Source organism: Duganella sp. GW821-FHT07G03, from assembly GCF_059418605.1.
The window spans coordinates 224,853-239,763 of the sequence record NZ_JBWKQE010000005.1 but is presented as its reverse complement, the minus strand read 5'-3'; the positions used below and the strand labels follow the sequence as shown (position 1 = coordinate 239,763).

Annotated in this window: 16 protein-coding genes; 8 read left to right on the top strand and 8 right to left on the bottom strand. The window is 64.3% G+C overall.

Annotated elements, in window-relative coordinates:
- The first annotated feature begins 48 nt into the window (after positions 1-48).
- Complete coding sequence (locus tag AC07OK_RS09745; protein WP_494690121.1) at positions 49-579, top strand: YggT family protein; 531 nt, start codon at positions 49-51, stop codon at positions 577-579.
- A gap of 102 nt (positions 580-681) precedes the next feature.
- On the opposite strand, the gene AC07OK_RS09740 is transcribed toward AC07OK_RS09745, so the two are convergent.
- The 8 genes from AC07OK_RS09740 to AC07OK_RS09705 all read right to left on the bottom strand — a co-directional run bounded on the left by AC07OK_RS09740 (position 682) and on the right by AC07OK_RS09705 (position 7,795).
- Positions 682-1,620, bottom strand: coding sequence for a carbohydrate kinase family protein (locus AC07OK_RS09740; RefSeq protein WP_494690120.1), 939 nt, complete (start codon positions 1,618-1,620; stop codon positions 682-684).
- Positions 1,621-1,629: 9 nt separating this feature from the next.
- On the bottom strand, positions 1,630-3,090 hold the full coding sequence (locus tag AC07OK_RS09735) for a DUF3426 domain-containing protein (protein ID WP_494690119.1): 1,461 nt from the start codon (positions 3,088-3,090) through the stop codon (positions 1,630-1,632).
- 8 nt (positions 3,091-3,098) lie between these two features.
- Entirely contained in the window at positions 3,099-4,031 is a 933-nt protein-coding gene (gene prmA, locus AC07OK_RS09730; RefSeq protein WP_494690118.1) for a 50S ribosomal protein L11 methyltransferase, read from the bottom strand.
- Positions 4,031-5,416, bottom strand: coding sequence for an acetyl-CoA carboxylase biotin carboxylase subunit (gene accC, locus AC07OK_RS09725; protein WP_492927771.1), 1,386 nt, complete (start codon positions 5,414-5,416; stop codon positions 4,031-4,033). The genes prmA and accC overlap by 1 nt, the downstream gene beginning before the upstream one ends.
- 111 nt (positions 5,417-5,527) lie before the next feature.
- Complete coding sequence (accB, locus tag AC07OK_RS09720; RefSeq protein ID WP_494690117.1) at positions 5,528-5,986, bottom strand: acetyl-CoA carboxylase biotin carboxyl carrier protein; 459 nt, start codon at positions 5,984-5,986, stop codon at positions 5,528-5,530.
- 89 nt (positions 5,987-6,075) lie between these two features.
- Positions 6,076-6,513 carry a type II 3-dehydroquinate dehydratase gene (gene aroQ, locus AC07OK_RS09715; protein ID WP_020701157.1) on the bottom strand — a complete coding sequence of 146 codons (438 nt, stop codon included), beginning with the start codon at positions 6,511-6,513 and terminating at the stop codon, positions 6,076-6,078.
- 83 nt (positions 6,514-6,596) lie between these two features.
- Positions 6,597-7,145 (bottom strand): TlpA family protein disulfide reductase, encoded by a 549-nt coding sequence (locus AC07OK_RS09710; protein WP_494690116.1) that lies wholly within the window; start codon positions 7,143-7,145, stop codon positions 6,597-6,599.
- Complete coding sequence (locus AC07OK_RS09705; RefSeq protein ID WP_494690115.1) at positions 7,142-7,795, bottom strand: hypothetical protein; 654 nt, start codon at positions 7,793-7,795, stop codon at positions 7,142-7,144. Before AC07OK_RS09705 ends, AC07OK_RS09710 begins: the two co-directional genes overlap by 4 nt.
- Positions 7,796-7,873: 78 nt before the next feature.
- On the opposite strand from AC07OK_RS09705, the gene mpl reads away from it, so the two are divergent.
- The 7 genes from mpl to mtgA all read left to right on the top strand — a co-directional run bounded on the left by mpl (position 7,874) and on the right by mtgA (position 14,909).
- Positions 7,874-9,241: a UDP-N-acetylmuramate:L-alanyl-gamma-D-glutamyl-meso-diaminopimelate ligase gene (gene mpl / locus AC07OK_RS09700; RefSeq protein ID WP_494690114.1), complete on the top strand. Its 1,368-nt coding sequence runs from the start codon at positions 7,874-7,876 to the stop codon at positions 9,239-9,241.
- A complete protein-coding gene (locus tag AC07OK_RS09695) occupies positions 9,238-9,816 on the top strand; it encodes a YqiA/YcfP family alpha/beta fold hydrolase (RefSeq protein WP_494690113.1) in 579 nt (192 codons plus the stop codon). The genes mpl and AC07OK_RS09695 overlap by 4 nt, the downstream gene beginning before the upstream one ends.
- A complete protein-coding gene (locus AC07OK_RS09690) occupies positions 9,813-10,406 on the top strand; it encodes a chorismate--pyruvate lyase family protein (protein ID WP_494690112.1) in 594 nt (197 codons plus the stop codon). The genes AC07OK_RS09695 and AC07OK_RS09690 overlap by 4 nt, the downstream gene beginning before the upstream one ends.
- A gap of 2 nt (positions 10,407-10,408) precedes the next feature.
- Entirely contained in the window at positions 10,409-12,436 is a 2,028-nt protein-coding gene (locus AC07OK_RS09685) for a ribonuclease catalytic domain-containing protein (protein WP_494690111.1), read from the top strand.
- A 117-nt stretch (positions 12,437-12,553) separates the two neighbouring features.
- Entirely contained in the window at positions 12,554-13,387 is an 834-nt protein-coding gene (locus AC07OK_RS09680; RefSeq protein ID WP_494690166.1) for a TonB family protein, read from the top strand.
- Positions 13,387-14,205: a shikimate dehydrogenase gene (gene aroE, locus AC07OK_RS09675; RefSeq protein WP_494690110.1), complete on the top strand. Its 819-nt coding sequence runs from the start codon at positions 13,387-13,389 to the stop codon at positions 14,203-14,205. Before AC07OK_RS09680 ends, aroE begins: the two co-directional genes overlap by 1 nt.
- Positions 14,202-14,909: a monofunctional biosynthetic peptidoglycan transglycosylase gene (gene mtgA, locus AC07OK_RS09670; RefSeq protein ID WP_494690109.1), complete on the top strand. Its 708-nt coding sequence runs from the start codon at positions 14,202-14,204 to the stop codon at positions 14,907-14,909. Before aroE ends, mtgA begins: the two co-directional genes overlap by 4 nt.
- Positions 14,910-14,911: the final 2 nt, after the last annotated feature.

The window sequence follows — 14,911 nt, the reverse complement described above, 5'->3', positions numbered from 1 at the left end:
GCCGCTGTGTGAGACAATCACACAGCGGCTTTTTTTTGGAGGGGACTCGTGCTCAGTATCGTTAAGTTGATTGTCGACGCCATCGCCACCCTGTTGGGCGGGGCTTTATTGTTACGTTTCTGGATGCAAGCGATCCGTGTCCGCCCGCCGGCATCGGTGGCCCAATTTACCTTCCAGCTGTCGGACTGGCTGGTGCGCCCGCTGCGCCGCATCGTGCCCGGTGTGGGCGGCTATGACTGGGCCAGCCTGATCGGCGCCTTCCTGATCGTGCTGCTGGCCACCTCGGTGATGTATCTGGCCGGCTGGACCACGCCGCTGGTGCTGCTGATGGCCTTCCAGCGCTTCCTGGAGTGGATTTTGTACGGCTTCATGGCCTTGCTGGTGATCGAGGCGATCTTCAGCTGGGTGAACCCGCATGCGCCGCTGGCGCCGTTCGTGCGCGCGCTCAACGAGCCGCTGCTGCGGCCGCTGCGCCGCGTGGTGCCGCTGGTCGGCAACCTGGACCTGTCGCTGCTGGTGGCGCTGATCCTGCTGCAGATCGCGCTGCTGGTGCTGGGCATGCTGTTCAGCGGACGCTGACCCGTCCTTCAAGTAAAAAGCCCCGTCGGCCTGAACGCGCTCAAGATCGCGCTCAGTGCAGACGGGGCTTTTTTTTCGCGCGCCTACAGCGCGCCGTACTGATCAGTAGCGGTAGCCGAAGGCGGCTTCGAAGCGGTCGGCGATCTCGGCGGCCGTCAGCGAGTGGTTCTGCGCGCCTTTGCTGGCGATCTTGATCGCGCCCAGCAGGCTGGCCAGGCGGCCGGTGGTTTCCCACTTCCAGCCCTTGGTGATGCCGAACAGCAGGCCGGCGCGGTAGGCGTCGCCGCAGCCGGTCGGGTCGATCGCCGCTGCCACCGGCACGGCCGGGATCTCGATGCGCTGGCCGCCGGTGTAAATTTCCGAACCCTTTTCGCCGCGGGTGATGATCAGCGCTTCCAGGCGGCTGGCGATGTCCGGCACGGTCAGGCCGGTGCGGTCCATCAGTAGTTCGATCTCGTAGTCGTTGGCGGTGACGTAGGTGGCCTGGTTGATGAACTCGATCAGCTCTTCACCGCTGAACATCGGCAGTTGCTGGCCCGGATCGAAGATGAACGGGATCTGCAGCTTGGCCAGGTCGACCGCGTGCTTCTTCATGCCCAGGTGGCCGTCCGGCGAGATGATGGCGAGCGCGGCAGGACCAGCCTTGGCGACGTCGTTCTCGTGCGCGTAGGACATGGCGCCAGGGTGGAAGGCGTTGATCTGGTTGTTGTCTTCATCGGCGGTGACGAAGCACTGGGCGTTGTAGGCTTCCTGCTTGATCAGGATGTTCTCGGTGGACAGGCCCAGCTTGCGGAAGCGCTCCATGTAGGCGCTGTTGTCCTGGCCCATCACGCCGACGATGCGCGGCTCGCCGCCCAGCATCTGCAGGTTGTAGGCGATGTTGGGCGCGCAGCCGCCGAACTCGGTGCGCATGGTCGGCGCCAGGAAGGAGACGTTGACCTTGTGCAGCTGGTCGGCCAGCAGGATGCTGTCGAAGCGGCCGGGGAATTGCAGGATGGTGTCGATGGCGATCGAGCCACAAATCAAAGAGGTCTGGGTCATGATAGGTCTTTAAGGATAGAAGACTGCGATGTGATAGCCGGATGCTTTCAGCTGGCTCAATTCGAAGTACAGTTTGACAGATTGTTCGGTGTGCGGGGCAAAGCCTTTGTCGAGCGCGACGTCGGCGCCCAGGTAGTCGCGCGGCGTGAACACGCGGCGCAACACGGCCTTGTCGCTGGCGTCGTCGAGCACCAGTTCGATGTGCGGCCACGCTTGCGCGGTGGCGCTCTGGTTGCGCAGCTGGGTGGCGAAGGAGAAGGTGGTCTCGCTCAGGGTTTGCAGCTCGCCCTGTTCGATGCCGAGGTCGTCGATCTGCGCCGGCAGTTCGATCTTGCAGCCGAGCGCGTTGCAGGCGGCCGTCAGCGCCGGCTTGAGCGGCGGCAGCGCGGCGGCGATCTGGTTGCGGAAGGTGGTCAGGCCCTGGGCCGCCAGGGTCGCCAGCAGCAGCAGCGTGCCCAGGCTCATGGCGATGGTCGCGGCCTTGCCGAACTTCTGGCGGCGGCGGTCGCGCTTGATGAAGCCGGGTTCCTCGGCGGCGTCTTCGGCGGCGGCTTCTTCGGTGACGGGCTCGTCCGGCAGGAGCGCGTGCGCGTGGACGGCCTGGACCTGGGCTTCGGCCAGGCCGGCGGAGGACAGCTGCACCAGCGCCTCTTCGTCAACTTCGTCGAGCTCGTTGAAGCGCTCGGCCTCGCTGATGGCGGCGGCGGCGGCCGGCGCTGCGTCCAGCGTCGGCTCGCGGCGCTGGTCGGCCAGCATGGAGGTGAAGGCGATCGGCGAGGATTCGGGCTCGGCGGCATCGTGCTCGATGACGGCCAGTTCGGCTTCCAGCGCGGCGTCCAGTTCCTCATCCGATATGGCTTCGATGCTGAGCGCGTTTTCGAACGGCTCGGCATGGGGTTCGGCATCCCAGTGCGGTTCCTGGGTTGCGGATAGAGCGGGCTCAGGCTCAGGCGCAGGCGCAGGTTCAGCGTCCGGCTCCACGTCCAGGTCGAGGTCCAGCGCGGCCTCCACGGCGGCTGGCAGGTCGGGCGGCTCGGCCGGCAAGGCCAGCGGGCTGGTGGCGATCGCTTCGTCGTCGTAGCGGCCGTCGTCGTCGGGCTGGCCGGCGTCGGCCGGCGGTTCGGGCTCGACGGCGGCGGGCGCGTCGGCATGCGCGAGCGCTTCGGCCGCGTCCATCGCGGTGTCGAGCTCGAGCGTGTAGATGGGTTCGGCGGTGTCGCTGCCCAGCACTTCGGCGGCGCGGGTATCCAGCGCGGCCATCTTCTGGTCGAAGGGCTTGGTGTCAGGCAGCAGAGAGGGGGAAGGGGAGGGCGCCGGGGGCGCCGCGGCGAGCGGCTCCAGCAGGGCCGCGTTGCCGTCAAAGACTTCATTACAGGAGCCACAGCGCACTATGCCCCCACGTAATTTCAACTGGTCATGGGCGACCCGAAATATCGTGTTGCAGTGGGGGCATTTGGTGGCGAGCGCCATTGCTGTGGTTAGCGTGCCGCGGGAACCACATCGCTGCCGAGACGGCCGTGCAGCGCCACCCAGCCGTCTTGCTCAGCCCACACGCCCAGCTTGATGAACGGGGCGTAGGCGGCGGCCACTTCCTCGGCCTGGCGCGCCAGCACGCCGGACAGGATCAGCGCGCCGCCGTCGGCCACGCGGCCCGACAGCATCGGCGCCATCAGTTTCAGCGGGCTCGACAGGATGTTGGCGACCACGATGTCGAAACGTTGCGTGGCGTGCTTCGATTGCGCGAAGGTGTCCGGCAGGAAGTACTCGATCTCGCACTTGTTGCGCACCGCGTTGTCGGCCGCCGATTCGATCGCCTGCGGATCGATGTCCACGCCGACCACTTCGCCGGCGCCGACCTTCTTGGCCACCATGGCCAGAATGCCGGAACCGCAACCGTAGTCGAGCACGGTCTTGCCCGGCGCCGGATTCGCTTCCAGCCACTCCATGCACAGACGGGTGGTCGGGTGCGAGCCGGTGCCGAAGGCCAGGCCGGGATCCAGTTCCAGGATCAGGCCGTTGGCGTCCGGCGCTTCGTGCCAGCTCGGCACGACCCAGATGTTCTTGCCGATGTGGATGGGCGCGAACTGCGACTGCGTCAGACGCACCCAGTCCTGCTCTTCCACCTTGCGGGTGGTGAACTTCGGCAAGGTGGTCAGGCCGACCTGGCCGGCGGCGGCCGCCACGATCACGGCCTGGTCGTCGTCTTCGTTGGTCAGGGCGACCACGCGGCTGTGATCCCACGCCGCTTCGGTCGGTTCCATGCCCGGCTCGCCGAACAGCGGACGTTCCGCGTCGGTGCCTTCGTCCGCGTCTTCCACGGACACCGACAGCGCGCCCACGTCCATCAGGGCTTCCGACAGTGCTTCCGCGTGGTCGCGGGCGATTTCGATGACGATTTCAGTCCAGCTCATTATTGTGGCGCCTTGTTACTCAAACTCAGTTTATGCAGGTCTGGCATGTCTGCCAGCTTTTGTTCCAGGTAATGGATGTTGGTGCCGCCTTCGATGAAGCGGGCGTCGACCATCAGCTCGCGGTGCAGCGGGATGTTGGTCTGGATGCCCTCGACCACCATTTCCGACAGCGCGATCTGCATGCGGCGGATCGCCTGCTCGCGGGTGGCGCCGTAGGTGATCACCTTGCCGATCATCGAATCGTAGTGCGGCGGTACATAATACCCCGCATAAGCGTGCGAGTCGACGCGCACGCCCGGGCCGCCCGGCACGTGCCAGGAAGTGATGCGCCCTGGCGACGGCGTGAACTTGAACGGGTCTTCGGCGTTGATGCGGCACTCGACGGCGTGGCCGGACAGCATCACGTCGCGTTGGCGGAAGCGCAGCTTCTCGCCGGCGGCGATGCGGATCTGTTCCTGCACGATGTCGATGCCGGTGATCATTTCGGTGACCGGGTGTTCGACCTGTACGCGGGTGTTCATCTCGATGAAGTAGAACTCGCCGTTCTCATACAGGAACTCGAAGGTGCCGGCGCCGCGGTAGCCGATCTTGCGGCAGGCTTCGGCGCAGCGGTCGCCGACTTTTTCGATCAGCTTGCGCGGGATGCCAGGCGCTGGCGCCTCTTCGATGACCTTCTGGTGGCGGCGCTGCATCGAGCAGTCGCGTTCGCCCAGCCAGACGGCGTTCTTGTGTTCGTCGGCCAGGATCTGGATTTCCACGTGACGCGGATTTTCCAGATACTTCTCCATGTAGACTTCCGGATTGCCGAAGGCGGTGCCCGCTTCGGTCTTGGTCATCGCCACGGCGTTGATCAGCGCGGCTTCGGTATGCACCACGCGCATGCCGCGGCCACCGCCGCCGCCAGCCGCCTTGATGATGACCGGGTAGCCGACCTTGCGCGCAATTTGCACGATCGCCTTTGGATCATCCGGCAACGCGCCTTCCGAACCTGGCACGCACGGCACGCCGGCCTTGATCATGGTTTGCTTGGCGGAGACCTTGTCGCCCATCAGGCGGATCGATTCCGAGCGGGGGCCGATGAAGACGAAGCCGGATTTTTCCACGCGTTCGGCGAAGTCGGCGTTTTCCGACAGGAAGCCATAGCCCGGGTGGATCGCTTCGGCGTCCGTCACTTCGGCGGCGCTGATGATGGCTGGCATGTTCAGGTAGCTGAGCGTCGATGGCGCAGGGCCGATGCACACCGATTCATCCGCCAACTTCACGTATTTGGCGTCTTTGTCTGCTTCCGAGTGGACCACAACCGTCTTGATGCCCAGTTCGCGGCAAGCGCGCTGGATACGGAGGGCAATTTCGCCACGGTTGGCGATGAGGATTTTTTCAAACATGATAGGTTCGCGTATGTCTGTGAGCACCGGCAGGCCGGTAACGTCAGGTAGAGGAGGGAATGCGGACCAAGCCGGCGCGCCCGTCACCGATGGGGAGGGCGCAGGCCGGTCTTAGCCTATCACAAACAGCGGTTGGCCGAATTCGACCGGTTGGCCGTTCTCGACCAGGATCTGGGTGATCGTGCCGGACTTGTCGGCGTCGATTTCGTTCAGCAGCTTCATCGCTTCGATGATGCACAGGGTGTCGCCTTCCTTGACCACGGCGCCCACTTCGACAAATGCCGGCGAGCCAGGTGCGGACGAGCGGTAGAAGGTGCCGACCATCGGCGACTTGACCACGTGGCCGGTCGGCTCGGCGGCGACCACGGCCACCGGTGCGGCGGCAGGTGCGGCTGGCGGGGCGGCGTGGTATTGCGGCATGCCTTGCGGCTGCATCATCACCATCTGGTTTTGCGGCATGGCGGACGACTTGACGATACGTACTTTGCTCTCGCCTTCGGTCACTTCGAGTTCGGCGATATCCGATTCCGCGACCAAATCAATCAAGGTCTTCAGCTTGCGTAAATCCATGTAACCCCCAGGAATGTCTTTGTTATGTAAGTATGGAGCGGTGCGCCTTGTGGGCGGAACCGCGCGAAATTGCGCGCAGATCGCGTAGATTATCGCTTTTTAAGAACGAAGTCGATGGCAAACCGATATCCTTCGATACCCAGTCCGCAAATAGTACCTATAGCGATCGCGCTGAGAAAAGAGTGGTGGCGAAACGACTCGCGCTGGTAAATATTCGAAATATGCACTTCAACAAACGGTATCGCCACGCCCGCCAGGGCGTCGCGCAGGGCCACGCTGGTATGCGTCAGGCCGCCCGGATTGATGACGATGGCGTCCACGCCTTCCGCTCTGGCGGCATGGATGCGGTCGATCAGCGCCCCTTCGTGGTTGCTCTGGAAGCAGGACAAGCTCGCGCCCGCTGCCTGGGCTTGCGCCTGGGCTGCGTGTTCGATGTCGGCCAAAGTGCTAGCGCCGTAGACCTCTGGCTCGCGGCTACCCAGTAAATTCAGGTTGGGACCGTTGAGCAGTAGGAGGTTTTTTGCCATGGTTCAGGACCGTTTTCCGCGAAAGTTCCGCATTTTGCCGCCAACCGCCGGCATTGGCAAGAGAAAAAAACTTGCAAAACTATTTACAGAGTTGCGAGGTCCTTGCGCAGCTCGTCAAACTTCAGGCGGCCCAGATAGGTCTTCTTGACCTGGCCGTCGGCGCCGATCAGCACCGTGTAGGGCAGGCCGCCGCCGCCGTTGCCGAACGAGCGCGAGAGGTCGGTGCCGGCCATGCCGGCCACGAAGACCGGGTAGCTGATTTTGAACTTGTCGCTAAATTCGGCGATATTTGTTGGCGAATCGATACCAATTCCGATAACTTGCAGCTTCTTACCCTCTTCTCCGGCGGCCAGCGCCGACAGCTCCGGCATCTCCTGCACGCAGGGGCCGCACCACGGCGCCCAGAAATTGACCAGCATGGCCTTGCCCTTATATTGGGCCAGCGACTGCGACACGCCTTTTGCGTCCGGCAGCGACTGCTTATATAAGGCGTCCACCGGTCCGGTGACGCCGGCCGGCTGGGTGGTGGTGATCGGCGGCGCCGGCGGTTTTTTATTTAAGCCGACATAAGCGCCGGAGGCGCCGAATAGCAAAGCGATAACAACGTAGGCGGCGAGATGTTTTTGGTTCATGGTTGAGGTTCGTTCGGAGTTTCGGGAGTACTTGGGTGGACACTGTTAACTAGCAGGGCGCGCACGGCGGCGATATCGGCCCGCATCAATTTGCCGTCGCCGCGGGTTTTGACGGCGCCGCGCAAGTCGTCGAGCTCATACAGGGCGGCGTGCACGCCTTCCTTGTGCCACATGAAGCTGACGGTTTCGACCGAGCCGTGGCGCGGACCCTTGAAGTGCGGCGTCTCGGAGATGTCGATTTGCAAATTACGGTTCAGCAGGAAGATCTCCACCTCCTTGGCGCTGTCGGCGAACAGCTGCAAGTGGATGTCGTCGTGCGGGCCGGCCGTGCCATTCAAGACGGCGCCGGTCAGGTAGGGATGGAAGGCGGCCAGGCCGTCCATGATGTCGACCGCCAGGGTGCGCAGCCGGAACAGGCGCGCGGGCTGGGTGTCGGCATGGAATAGCGACTGGTAGATCCGCACTTCCGCCTCGATCTGGGCGTTGTCCGGCAGCAGGTTGGGCGGCGGCTGGGTGTCGCCGAGGATCTGCTTGGCGGCCTTGCGCTTGGCGGCGTTGTAGTCCAGGCCGTCCTGGGCGATCAGGCGTGCGGCGGCCGCGGCGATCTCCGCACGCAGCAGCAGGACTTCTTCGATAACATTCGGCGTCATGGACGAGATAATACTCTTAACCGGGAAAAGGGCGTCGGGTCGGGTAAAATCCCGTATTCATTCGTCGTCTTGATCACTATGCACATTCATATCCTCGGTATTTGCGGCACCTTCATGGGCGGCCTGGCTGTCCTGGCTAAAGAAGCGGGCCACCGCGTGACGGGCTGCGATGCCAACGTCTATCCGCCCATGAGCACCCAGCTGGAAGCCCAGGGCATAGAACTGATACAGGGCTTCGGCCCGGAGCAGGTGCAGCTCAACCCCGACCTGTACGTGATCGGCAACGTAGTTTCGCGCGGCAATCCGCTGATCGAAGAGATCATGAACCGCGGCCTGCCGTTCGTCTCCGGCCCGCAGTGGATCGGCGACCACATATTAAAAGACAAATGGGTGTTGGCCGTGGCCGGCACGCACGGCAAGACCACCACCTCGGCCATGCTGACCTGGATCCTGGAAGACGCCGGCTACGCGCCCGGCTTCCTGATCGGCGGCGTGCCGATGAACTTCGGCGTCTCGGCCCGCATGCAAGGCGACAAAGATTCGATCTTCTTCGTCATTGAGGCCGACGAGTACGACACCGCCTTCTTCGACAAGCGCAGCAAGTTCGTGCACTACCACGCCAAGACCGCGATCCTGAACAACCTCGAATACGATCACGCCGACATCTTCCCCGATCTGGGCGCGATCGAAACCCAATTCCATCACCTGGTGCGCACCGTGCCGGGCATCGGCCGCGTCGTGTTCAACGCCGACGAAGCCGCGCTGCAGCGCGTGCTCAAGCGCGGCTGCTGGAGCGAGAAGGAAGGCTTCGGCGGCGCTGAGGGCGCCGATTGGGCGATGAAGGAATACGATGACGGCAGCTTCGACGTGATCTTCGGCGGCGAAGTGGCCGGCCACGTGGAGTGGCAACTCACCGGCAAGCATAACCGCGCCAACGCGCTGGCCGCGATCGCCGCCGCCCGCCACGTCGGCGTGCCGGTGGCGCAGGCGGCCAAGTCGCTGGCCACTTTCGAGAACGTCAAGCGCCGCATGGAGGTGCGCGGCGTGGTAAACGGTATTACTGTTTATGACGATTTCGCCCACCATCCGACCGCCATCGCCACCACCGTCGGCGGCTTGCGCCAGAAGATCGGCAAGACTGCGCGCATCCTGGCCGTGCTGGAGCCGCGCTCCAACACCATGAAACTGGGCGCGATGAAGGATGCGCTGCCGGGCAGCCTGTCCGACGCCGACCTGGTGTTCGGCTTCGGCAGCCAGCAGGCGCTGGGCTGGAGCCTGGGCGACGCGCTGGCGCCGCTGGGCCAGATCGCCAGCGCCTATGAAGACGTCGACGTGCTGGTCGCGGCCATCGTCAAGGCCGCGCAGCCGGGCGACCAGATCCTGGTGATGAGCAACGGCGGCTTCGGCGGCGTGCACAACAAGATCCTGGAAGCGCTGGCGCAATGATTCTCTATCTGCACGGATTCCGTTCGTCGCCGAAATCGATGAAGGCGCGCGTGATGGGCGAACGCATGGCGGCGCTGGGCTTGTCGGACCAGTTCATCTGCCCGCAGCTGCCGGCCTCGCCGAAGCTGGCGATGGAATTGGCGCTCTCTTTAATAGAGGGCATCCCCGCCGGCGAGCTGACCATCGTCGGTTCCTCGCTGGGCGGCTACTACGCCACCTGGCTGGCCGAGCGCATCGGCTGCCGCGCAGCGTTGCTGAATCCGGCCATCGTGCCGCTCAAGGACCTGGATAAGCACGTCGGCGTGACCACGCAATACCATTCCGACGAGCCGTTCGAGTTCAAGCAGGAATATATCGAAGAGCTGCGCGCATTGGCCGTCAATCCGGTCACGCGCCAGCAGCGCTACTTCCTGATCGCCGCCACCGGCGACGAAGTGCTGGACTATCGCGACATGGTGGCGCACTATGCGGGCGCGCGCCAGCAGGTCATCGAAGGCAGCGACCACGCCATTTCCGAGTTCCCCGACTATGTGGAGTCCGTGCTGGAGTTTTGCGGTATCGAGGCCAAGCAGTGACGGTCGCCACACGTGGTGCTTCGCTGCGGCAGACGCAATGGCGGCCGCATGTGCTGGCGTTGAATGCGCCGCCCGCCTACCGCCAGTGGCTGACGGCCGACGGTTCGCTGACCGCCAAGCTGAAGGATCATAGCCAGGCGTTCCGCGTGCAGTGCCTGCATCAGACCACGGCGCGCTGCCTGACGGACGAGGCGGTGGCGATCGGCATGCACCGGCCCGGCCGCGTCTGGGAGAGGGAAGTGCTGCTGCGGTGTGATAATACGCCGGTGGTGTTCGCGCACACGGTGGTGCCGATGTCGGCCACGGCCACGGACTGGCCCTTGTTCAGCGCACTGGGCGAGCGCTCGCTGGGATCGACCTTGTTTGGCGACCCGCAAGTGCGGCGCGGTGTTTTGGAATTTGCAAGATTGCGGGAAGGACATCCCCTGGCGCAGCGCGCGCGCAAGGCGCTTGGCTTGGACGGTCCGCAAGAACTCATATTATATGCACGGCGCTGTTTATATCGGCGCCGTCAGGGTACTCTGCTGGTGACGGAAGTGTTTCTGCCTTCCGTACTGGAATTGAAACTAATAACAACGAACAGAAGCTAGCAATGAATCTATTTTTCGAAGAATCCGGCGATTTCAAGGTCGGCTCCATGATGTCGCAAGCCGGCGAGGCCTACCAGGTTGAAATGGCCAGCGGCAAGCGCACCAAGGTCAAGATCAAGGACGTGCTGCTGCAGTACGAGAAGCCGTCGCCGACGGATTTGATGGAACAGGCCAAGGCGGTCGCGGCCGACATCGACCTCGACTTCCTGTGGGAAGTGGCGGGCGAGGAGGAATTCGGTTTCGCCGAACTGGGCGCCGAGTACTTCGGCCACACGCCGCTGCCGGCCGAAGCCGCCGGCCTGATCCTGAGCCTGCACTCGGCGCCGATCTACTTCTACAAAAAAGGCCGCGGCCGCTACAAGGCCGCGCCCGAGCAATCGCTGCGCGCGGCCCAGGCCGGCATCGAGAAAAAGAAACAGCAGGCGCTGGTGCAGGCCGGGTACGTCGAAGAGCTGAAGGCCAACCAGCTGCCGGCCTCGATGCAGAACATCGTCATGCAGCTGCTGTTCAAGCCGGACAAGAATTCGATCGAATACAAGGCGCTGGAAGCCGCCTGCAACGAGCTGCACACCAATCCGCAGCGGCTGATGCTGGCGGCCGGCGGCGTGGCGTCGCCGAAGGCGCTGCACATGGCCAAGTTCCTGTTCGAGAACTTCCCGCGCGGCGCCGGCTTCACGGACGTGCCGGTGCCCGTGGCGCCGACCAAGCTGCCGCTGGCCAACGTGCAAGCGTTCTCGATCGACGACGTCACCACCACCGAGATCGACGACGCCTTCTCGGTCACCAAGCTGGACGACGGCAACGTCAGGATCGGCATCCACATCGCCGCGCCTGGCCTGGGCATACAGCCGGACGACGCGGTCGACAAGATGGCGCGCGCGCGCATGTCCACCGTCTACATGCCTGGCGATAAGATCACCATGCTGCCGGATGCCATCGTCGAAGCGTTCACGCTGGCCGAAGGCAAGACCTGCCCGGCGCTGTCGCTGTACGCCACCCTGAACCCGGCCGACTGGTCGGTGCTGGCCACCGAGACCCGCGCCGAGATGGTGCCGATCGCGAACAACCTGCGCCACAACGACCTGGACGACCTGGTCAACGAGGAAACCCTGGCCAGCGGCGAGGGCGAGTATCCGCACAAGGAATCGCTGGGCCTGATCTGGCAATGGGCGCAAGTGCTGGAAGCGGCGCGCATGGTCAAGCGCGAAGGCTTCGGCCTGAAGCCGGAACAGAACAACCGCGTGGACTTCAACTTCTACGTGGAAGACGACGTGGTCACCGTCAGCCGCCGCAAGCGCGGCGCGCCGCTGGACAAGATCGTCGCCGAGCTGATGATCTTCGCCAACAGCACCTGGGGCAAGCTGATGAACGACCATGGCGTGCCGGGCATCTACCGCAGCCAGGGCCAGGGCGTGGGCGGCTGGGCCGCCAAGATGCAGGTGCGCATGCTGACCCATGCGGCGCCGCACCAGGGCCTGGGCGTGGACCAGTACGCATGGAGCACCTCGCCGCTGCGCCGCTATACCGACCTGGTCAACCAGTGGCAGATCCTGGCCTGCGCCGAGCACGGCGTGACCGCGCCGCTGGTCGCGCATTTCAAGCACAAGGACGCCAACCTGTTCGCGATCGTGTCGCAGTTCGACGCGGCTTACTCGGCCTACGGCGATCACCAGTCGAACATGGAACGCTACTGGTGCCTGCGCTGGCTGGGCCAGCAGGAGGCGCGCCAGGTCGAGGCCGTGGTGCTCAAGGACGAGGTGCTGCGCCTGGTCGATATTCCGCTGATCATCCGCCTGCCGGGCATGCCGCAAGTGGCGCGCGGCGCGCAGGTCAAGCTGGACATCCTGCGCTGGGACGAGGTGGACCTGACCATCGAAGCGCGCATCTTGGAGATCCCGACCACCGACGCGGTGGCCGCCGATGCCGAGCTGGACTACGAGGACGAGGAAGCGGGCGATGCGCCGGAAGAAGCGGTGGATGCGCCGGAAGTGGCGGTCGAGGCCGCCGCCGAGGAGCCGGCGGCGGAATAAAACCCGCAGCCCGGCGCTTGCTTTGACGTAAAATCAGCCCTATCTTTTCTACCCCGGCCTCGCGTGAAGTCTATCAGAGAAAATCGCTTGCTGTACCTCGCCATCGGTCTCTCGCTGATGGCGCATGGCGCCTTGCTCGCGGTGCACTTTGTCGCGCCGAGTCCGACGCCGGTGCAAGCCACCGATCCGGGGCTGGAAGTGATCCTGGTCAACGCCAAGCACAGCAAGGCGCCGCTGAAGGCCGACGCGTTGGCCCAGGCTAACCTGGACGGCGGCGGCACCGTCGACAAGGGCCGTTCCAAATCGCCCATGCCCGATATGCGCAAGATGGAAGCGGGCGACAGCATCAAGGCCGCCAAGCGCCGCATCGCCGAGCTGGAACAGCAACAGCAGAACCTGCTGACGCAAGCGGCCAGGCAGACCCCATTCACCGCGCCGCCGGTGACGGAAAAGACCAAGCCCGATCCGCTGCCGACCGGCGCCGACCTGCTCGACGCCAGCAAGGCCATCGCCCGCCGCGCCGCCGAGATCAGTGAAACCATCGAGGACCAGAACAAGCGTCCGAAGAAAACCTTCATCACGCCGAGCACGCGCGGGGTGGGCTACGCGATGTACTACAAGGCGATCCAGAAACGGATCGAAGACATCGGCACGCTGAACTTCCCGCAGCAGAATGGCCGCAAGCTGTACGGCCAGCTGGTGCTGTCGATCCCGGTGTTCCAGGACGGCACGATCTACGAGCGGGACGGTGGCATCAAGGTCGACCGCAGCTCCGGCAACACCGCGCTGGACGAGGCGGCGATGAACATCGTGCGCCGCGCTGCGCCGTTCGGCAAGTTCCCGCCGAATATGCTGTCGAACGAAAAAGATGACCTGTGGGTGATCGTCACGACGTTCAAATTCACCCGCGAAGACAAACTACAAGCCGACTTAAGCGGCGGAGGACGTTGATGGACCGCTACTGCGTATTTGGCAATCCGATTGCCCATAGCAAATCACCCGAGATCCACGCCGCGTTCGCGGCCCAGACCGGGCAGGAACTGACGTATGAAAAACGGCTGGCGCCGGTGGACGGCTTCGCCGCCGCCGTGCAAGCCTTCATCGCCGAGGGCGGCCTTGGGGCCAACGTCACCGTGCCGTTCAAGCTGGACGCGGTGAAGCTGGCGCAGGCGCTGACCATCCGCGCCCGCGCGGCAGGCGCCGTCAACACGCTGCACTTCACCGAGGACGGCATCGTTGGCGACAACACCGACGGCGCTGGCCTGGTGGCGGACATCGTCAACAACGCCGGCGTGCCGATCACCGGCAAGCGCGTGCTGCTGCTGGGCGCGGGCGGGGCCGCGCGCGGCGTGGTGCTGCCGATCCTGGAACATCGGCCGGCGCAGCTGGTCATCGCCAACCGCACCGTGGCCACGGCCGAGGCGCTGGTCGAACAGTTCGCCGCGCTGGGCGGCGAGGGCGTGGTCTCGGCCTGCGGCTATGGCGACATCGAGGGCGCGTTCGACATCGTCATCAACGCCACCTCGGCCAGCCTGAGCGCTGAATTGCCGCCGGTGTCGCCGTCGGTCTTCGCGCCCGGTTCGCTGGCGTTTGACATGATGTACGGAGCCTCCCCCACGGTATTCTTGCAGTTCGCGGGCCAGCACGGCGCACGCTTGCGCGACGGCCTGGGCATGCTGGTCGAGCAGGCCGCCGAGGCGTTCAGCCTGTGGCGCGGCGTGCAGCCGGCCACCGCCGACGTGCTGCTATCGCTGCGGGCAAAACTGTGAGCGCGGCCAAGGCGGGCAAATGGCGCTGGGTGAAGTGGATCTTCATCCTGCCGGTACTGCTGGTGCTGGTCGTGCAACTGTACTTCTTCCTGCAGATCTGGTGGTGGGTCGACCATAATCCGTCGACCACCAGCTTCATGCGCGAGCAGCGCTCGGTGCTGCGCGAGAAGAACCCGGACGCCAACATCCAGCAGATGTGGGTACCGTACAGCCGCATCTCGAACAACCTCAAGCGCGCCATCATCGCCTCCGAGGACGCCAATTTCTCCGAGCACGAGGGCGTCGACTGGGATGCGCTGCAAAAGGCCTACGAGAAGAACAACAAGAAGCACAAGGTGGTGTCGGGCGGCTCGACCATCACCCAGCAACTGGCCAAGAATCTGTTCCTGTCGGGCTCGCGCAGCTATGTGCGCAAGGGCCAGGAGCTGATCATCACCTACATGCTGGAAACCTTGATGGACAAGGAACGCATCTTCGAGATCTACCTGAACGTGGTGGAGTTCGGCACCGGCACCTTCGGCGCCGAGGCGGCGGCGCGGCATTATTATGGCGTCAGCGCGGCCAACCTGGGCGCGGCCCAGGCGGCCAAGCTGGCGGTGATGTTGCCCAATCCGCGCTTCTTCGACAAGCACCGCGATTCGGGCTATTTGGCGCGGCGCACCGGCGTGATCCTGCGCCGCATGGGATCGGCGGAATTACCCTAGGA

What these genes read in the sequence shown, in the direction of transcription:
- AC07OK_RS09740 (WP_494690120.1), bottom strand. Translation starts at nt 1,620, where the DNA reads ATGACCCAGACCTCTTTGATTTGTGGCTCGATCGCCATCGACACCATC.
- AC07OK_RS09735 (WP_494690119.1), bottom strand. Translation starts at nt 3,090, where the DNA reads ATGGCGCTCGCCACCAAATGCCCCCACTGCAACACGATATTTCGGGTC.
- prmA (WP_494690118.1), bottom strand. Translation starts at nt 4,031, where the DNA reads ATGAGCTGGACTGAAATCGTCATCGAAATCGCCCGCGACCACGCGGAA.
- accC (WP_492927771.1), bottom strand. Translation starts at nt 5,416, where the DNA reads ATGTTTGAAAAAATCCTCATCGCCAACCGTGGCGAAATTGCCCTCCGT.
- accB (WP_494690117.1), bottom strand. Translation starts at nt 5,986, where the DNA reads ATGGATTTACGCAAGCTGAAGACCTTGATTGATTTGGTCGCGGAATCG.
- aroQ (WP_020701157.1), bottom strand. Translation starts at nt 6,513, where the DNA reads ATGGCAAAAAACCTCCTACTGCTCAACGGTCCCAACCTGAATTTACTG.
- AC07OK_RS09710 (WP_494690116.1), bottom strand. Translation starts at nt 7,145, where the DNA reads ATGAACCAAAAACATCTCGCCGCCTACGTTGTTATCGCTTTGCTATTC.
- AC07OK_RS09705 (WP_494690115.1), bottom strand. Translation starts at nt 7,795, where the DNA reads ATGACGCCGAATGTTATCGAAGAAGTCCTGCTGCTGCGTGCGGAGATC.
- mpl (WP_494690114.1), top strand. Translation starts at nt 7,874, where the DNA reads ATGCACATTCATATCCTCGGTATTTGCGGCACCTTCATGGGCGGCCTG.
- AC07OK_RS09695 (WP_494690113.1), top strand. Translation starts at nt 9,238, where the DNA reads ATGATTCTCTATCTGCACGGATTCCGTTCGTCGCCGAAATCGATGAAG.
- AC07OK_RS09685 (WP_494690111.1), top strand. Translation starts at nt 10,409, where the DNA reads ATGAATCTATTTTTCGAAGAATCCGGCGATTTCAAGGTCGGCTCCATG.
- AC07OK_RS09680 (WP_494690166.1), top strand. Translation starts at nt 12,554, where the DNA reads ATGGCGCATGGCGCCTTGCTCGCGGTGCACTTTGTCGCGCCGAGTCCG.
- aroE (WP_494690110.1), top strand. Translation starts at nt 13,387, where the DNA reads ATGGACCGCTACTGCGTATTTGGCAATCCGATTGCCCATAGCAAATCA.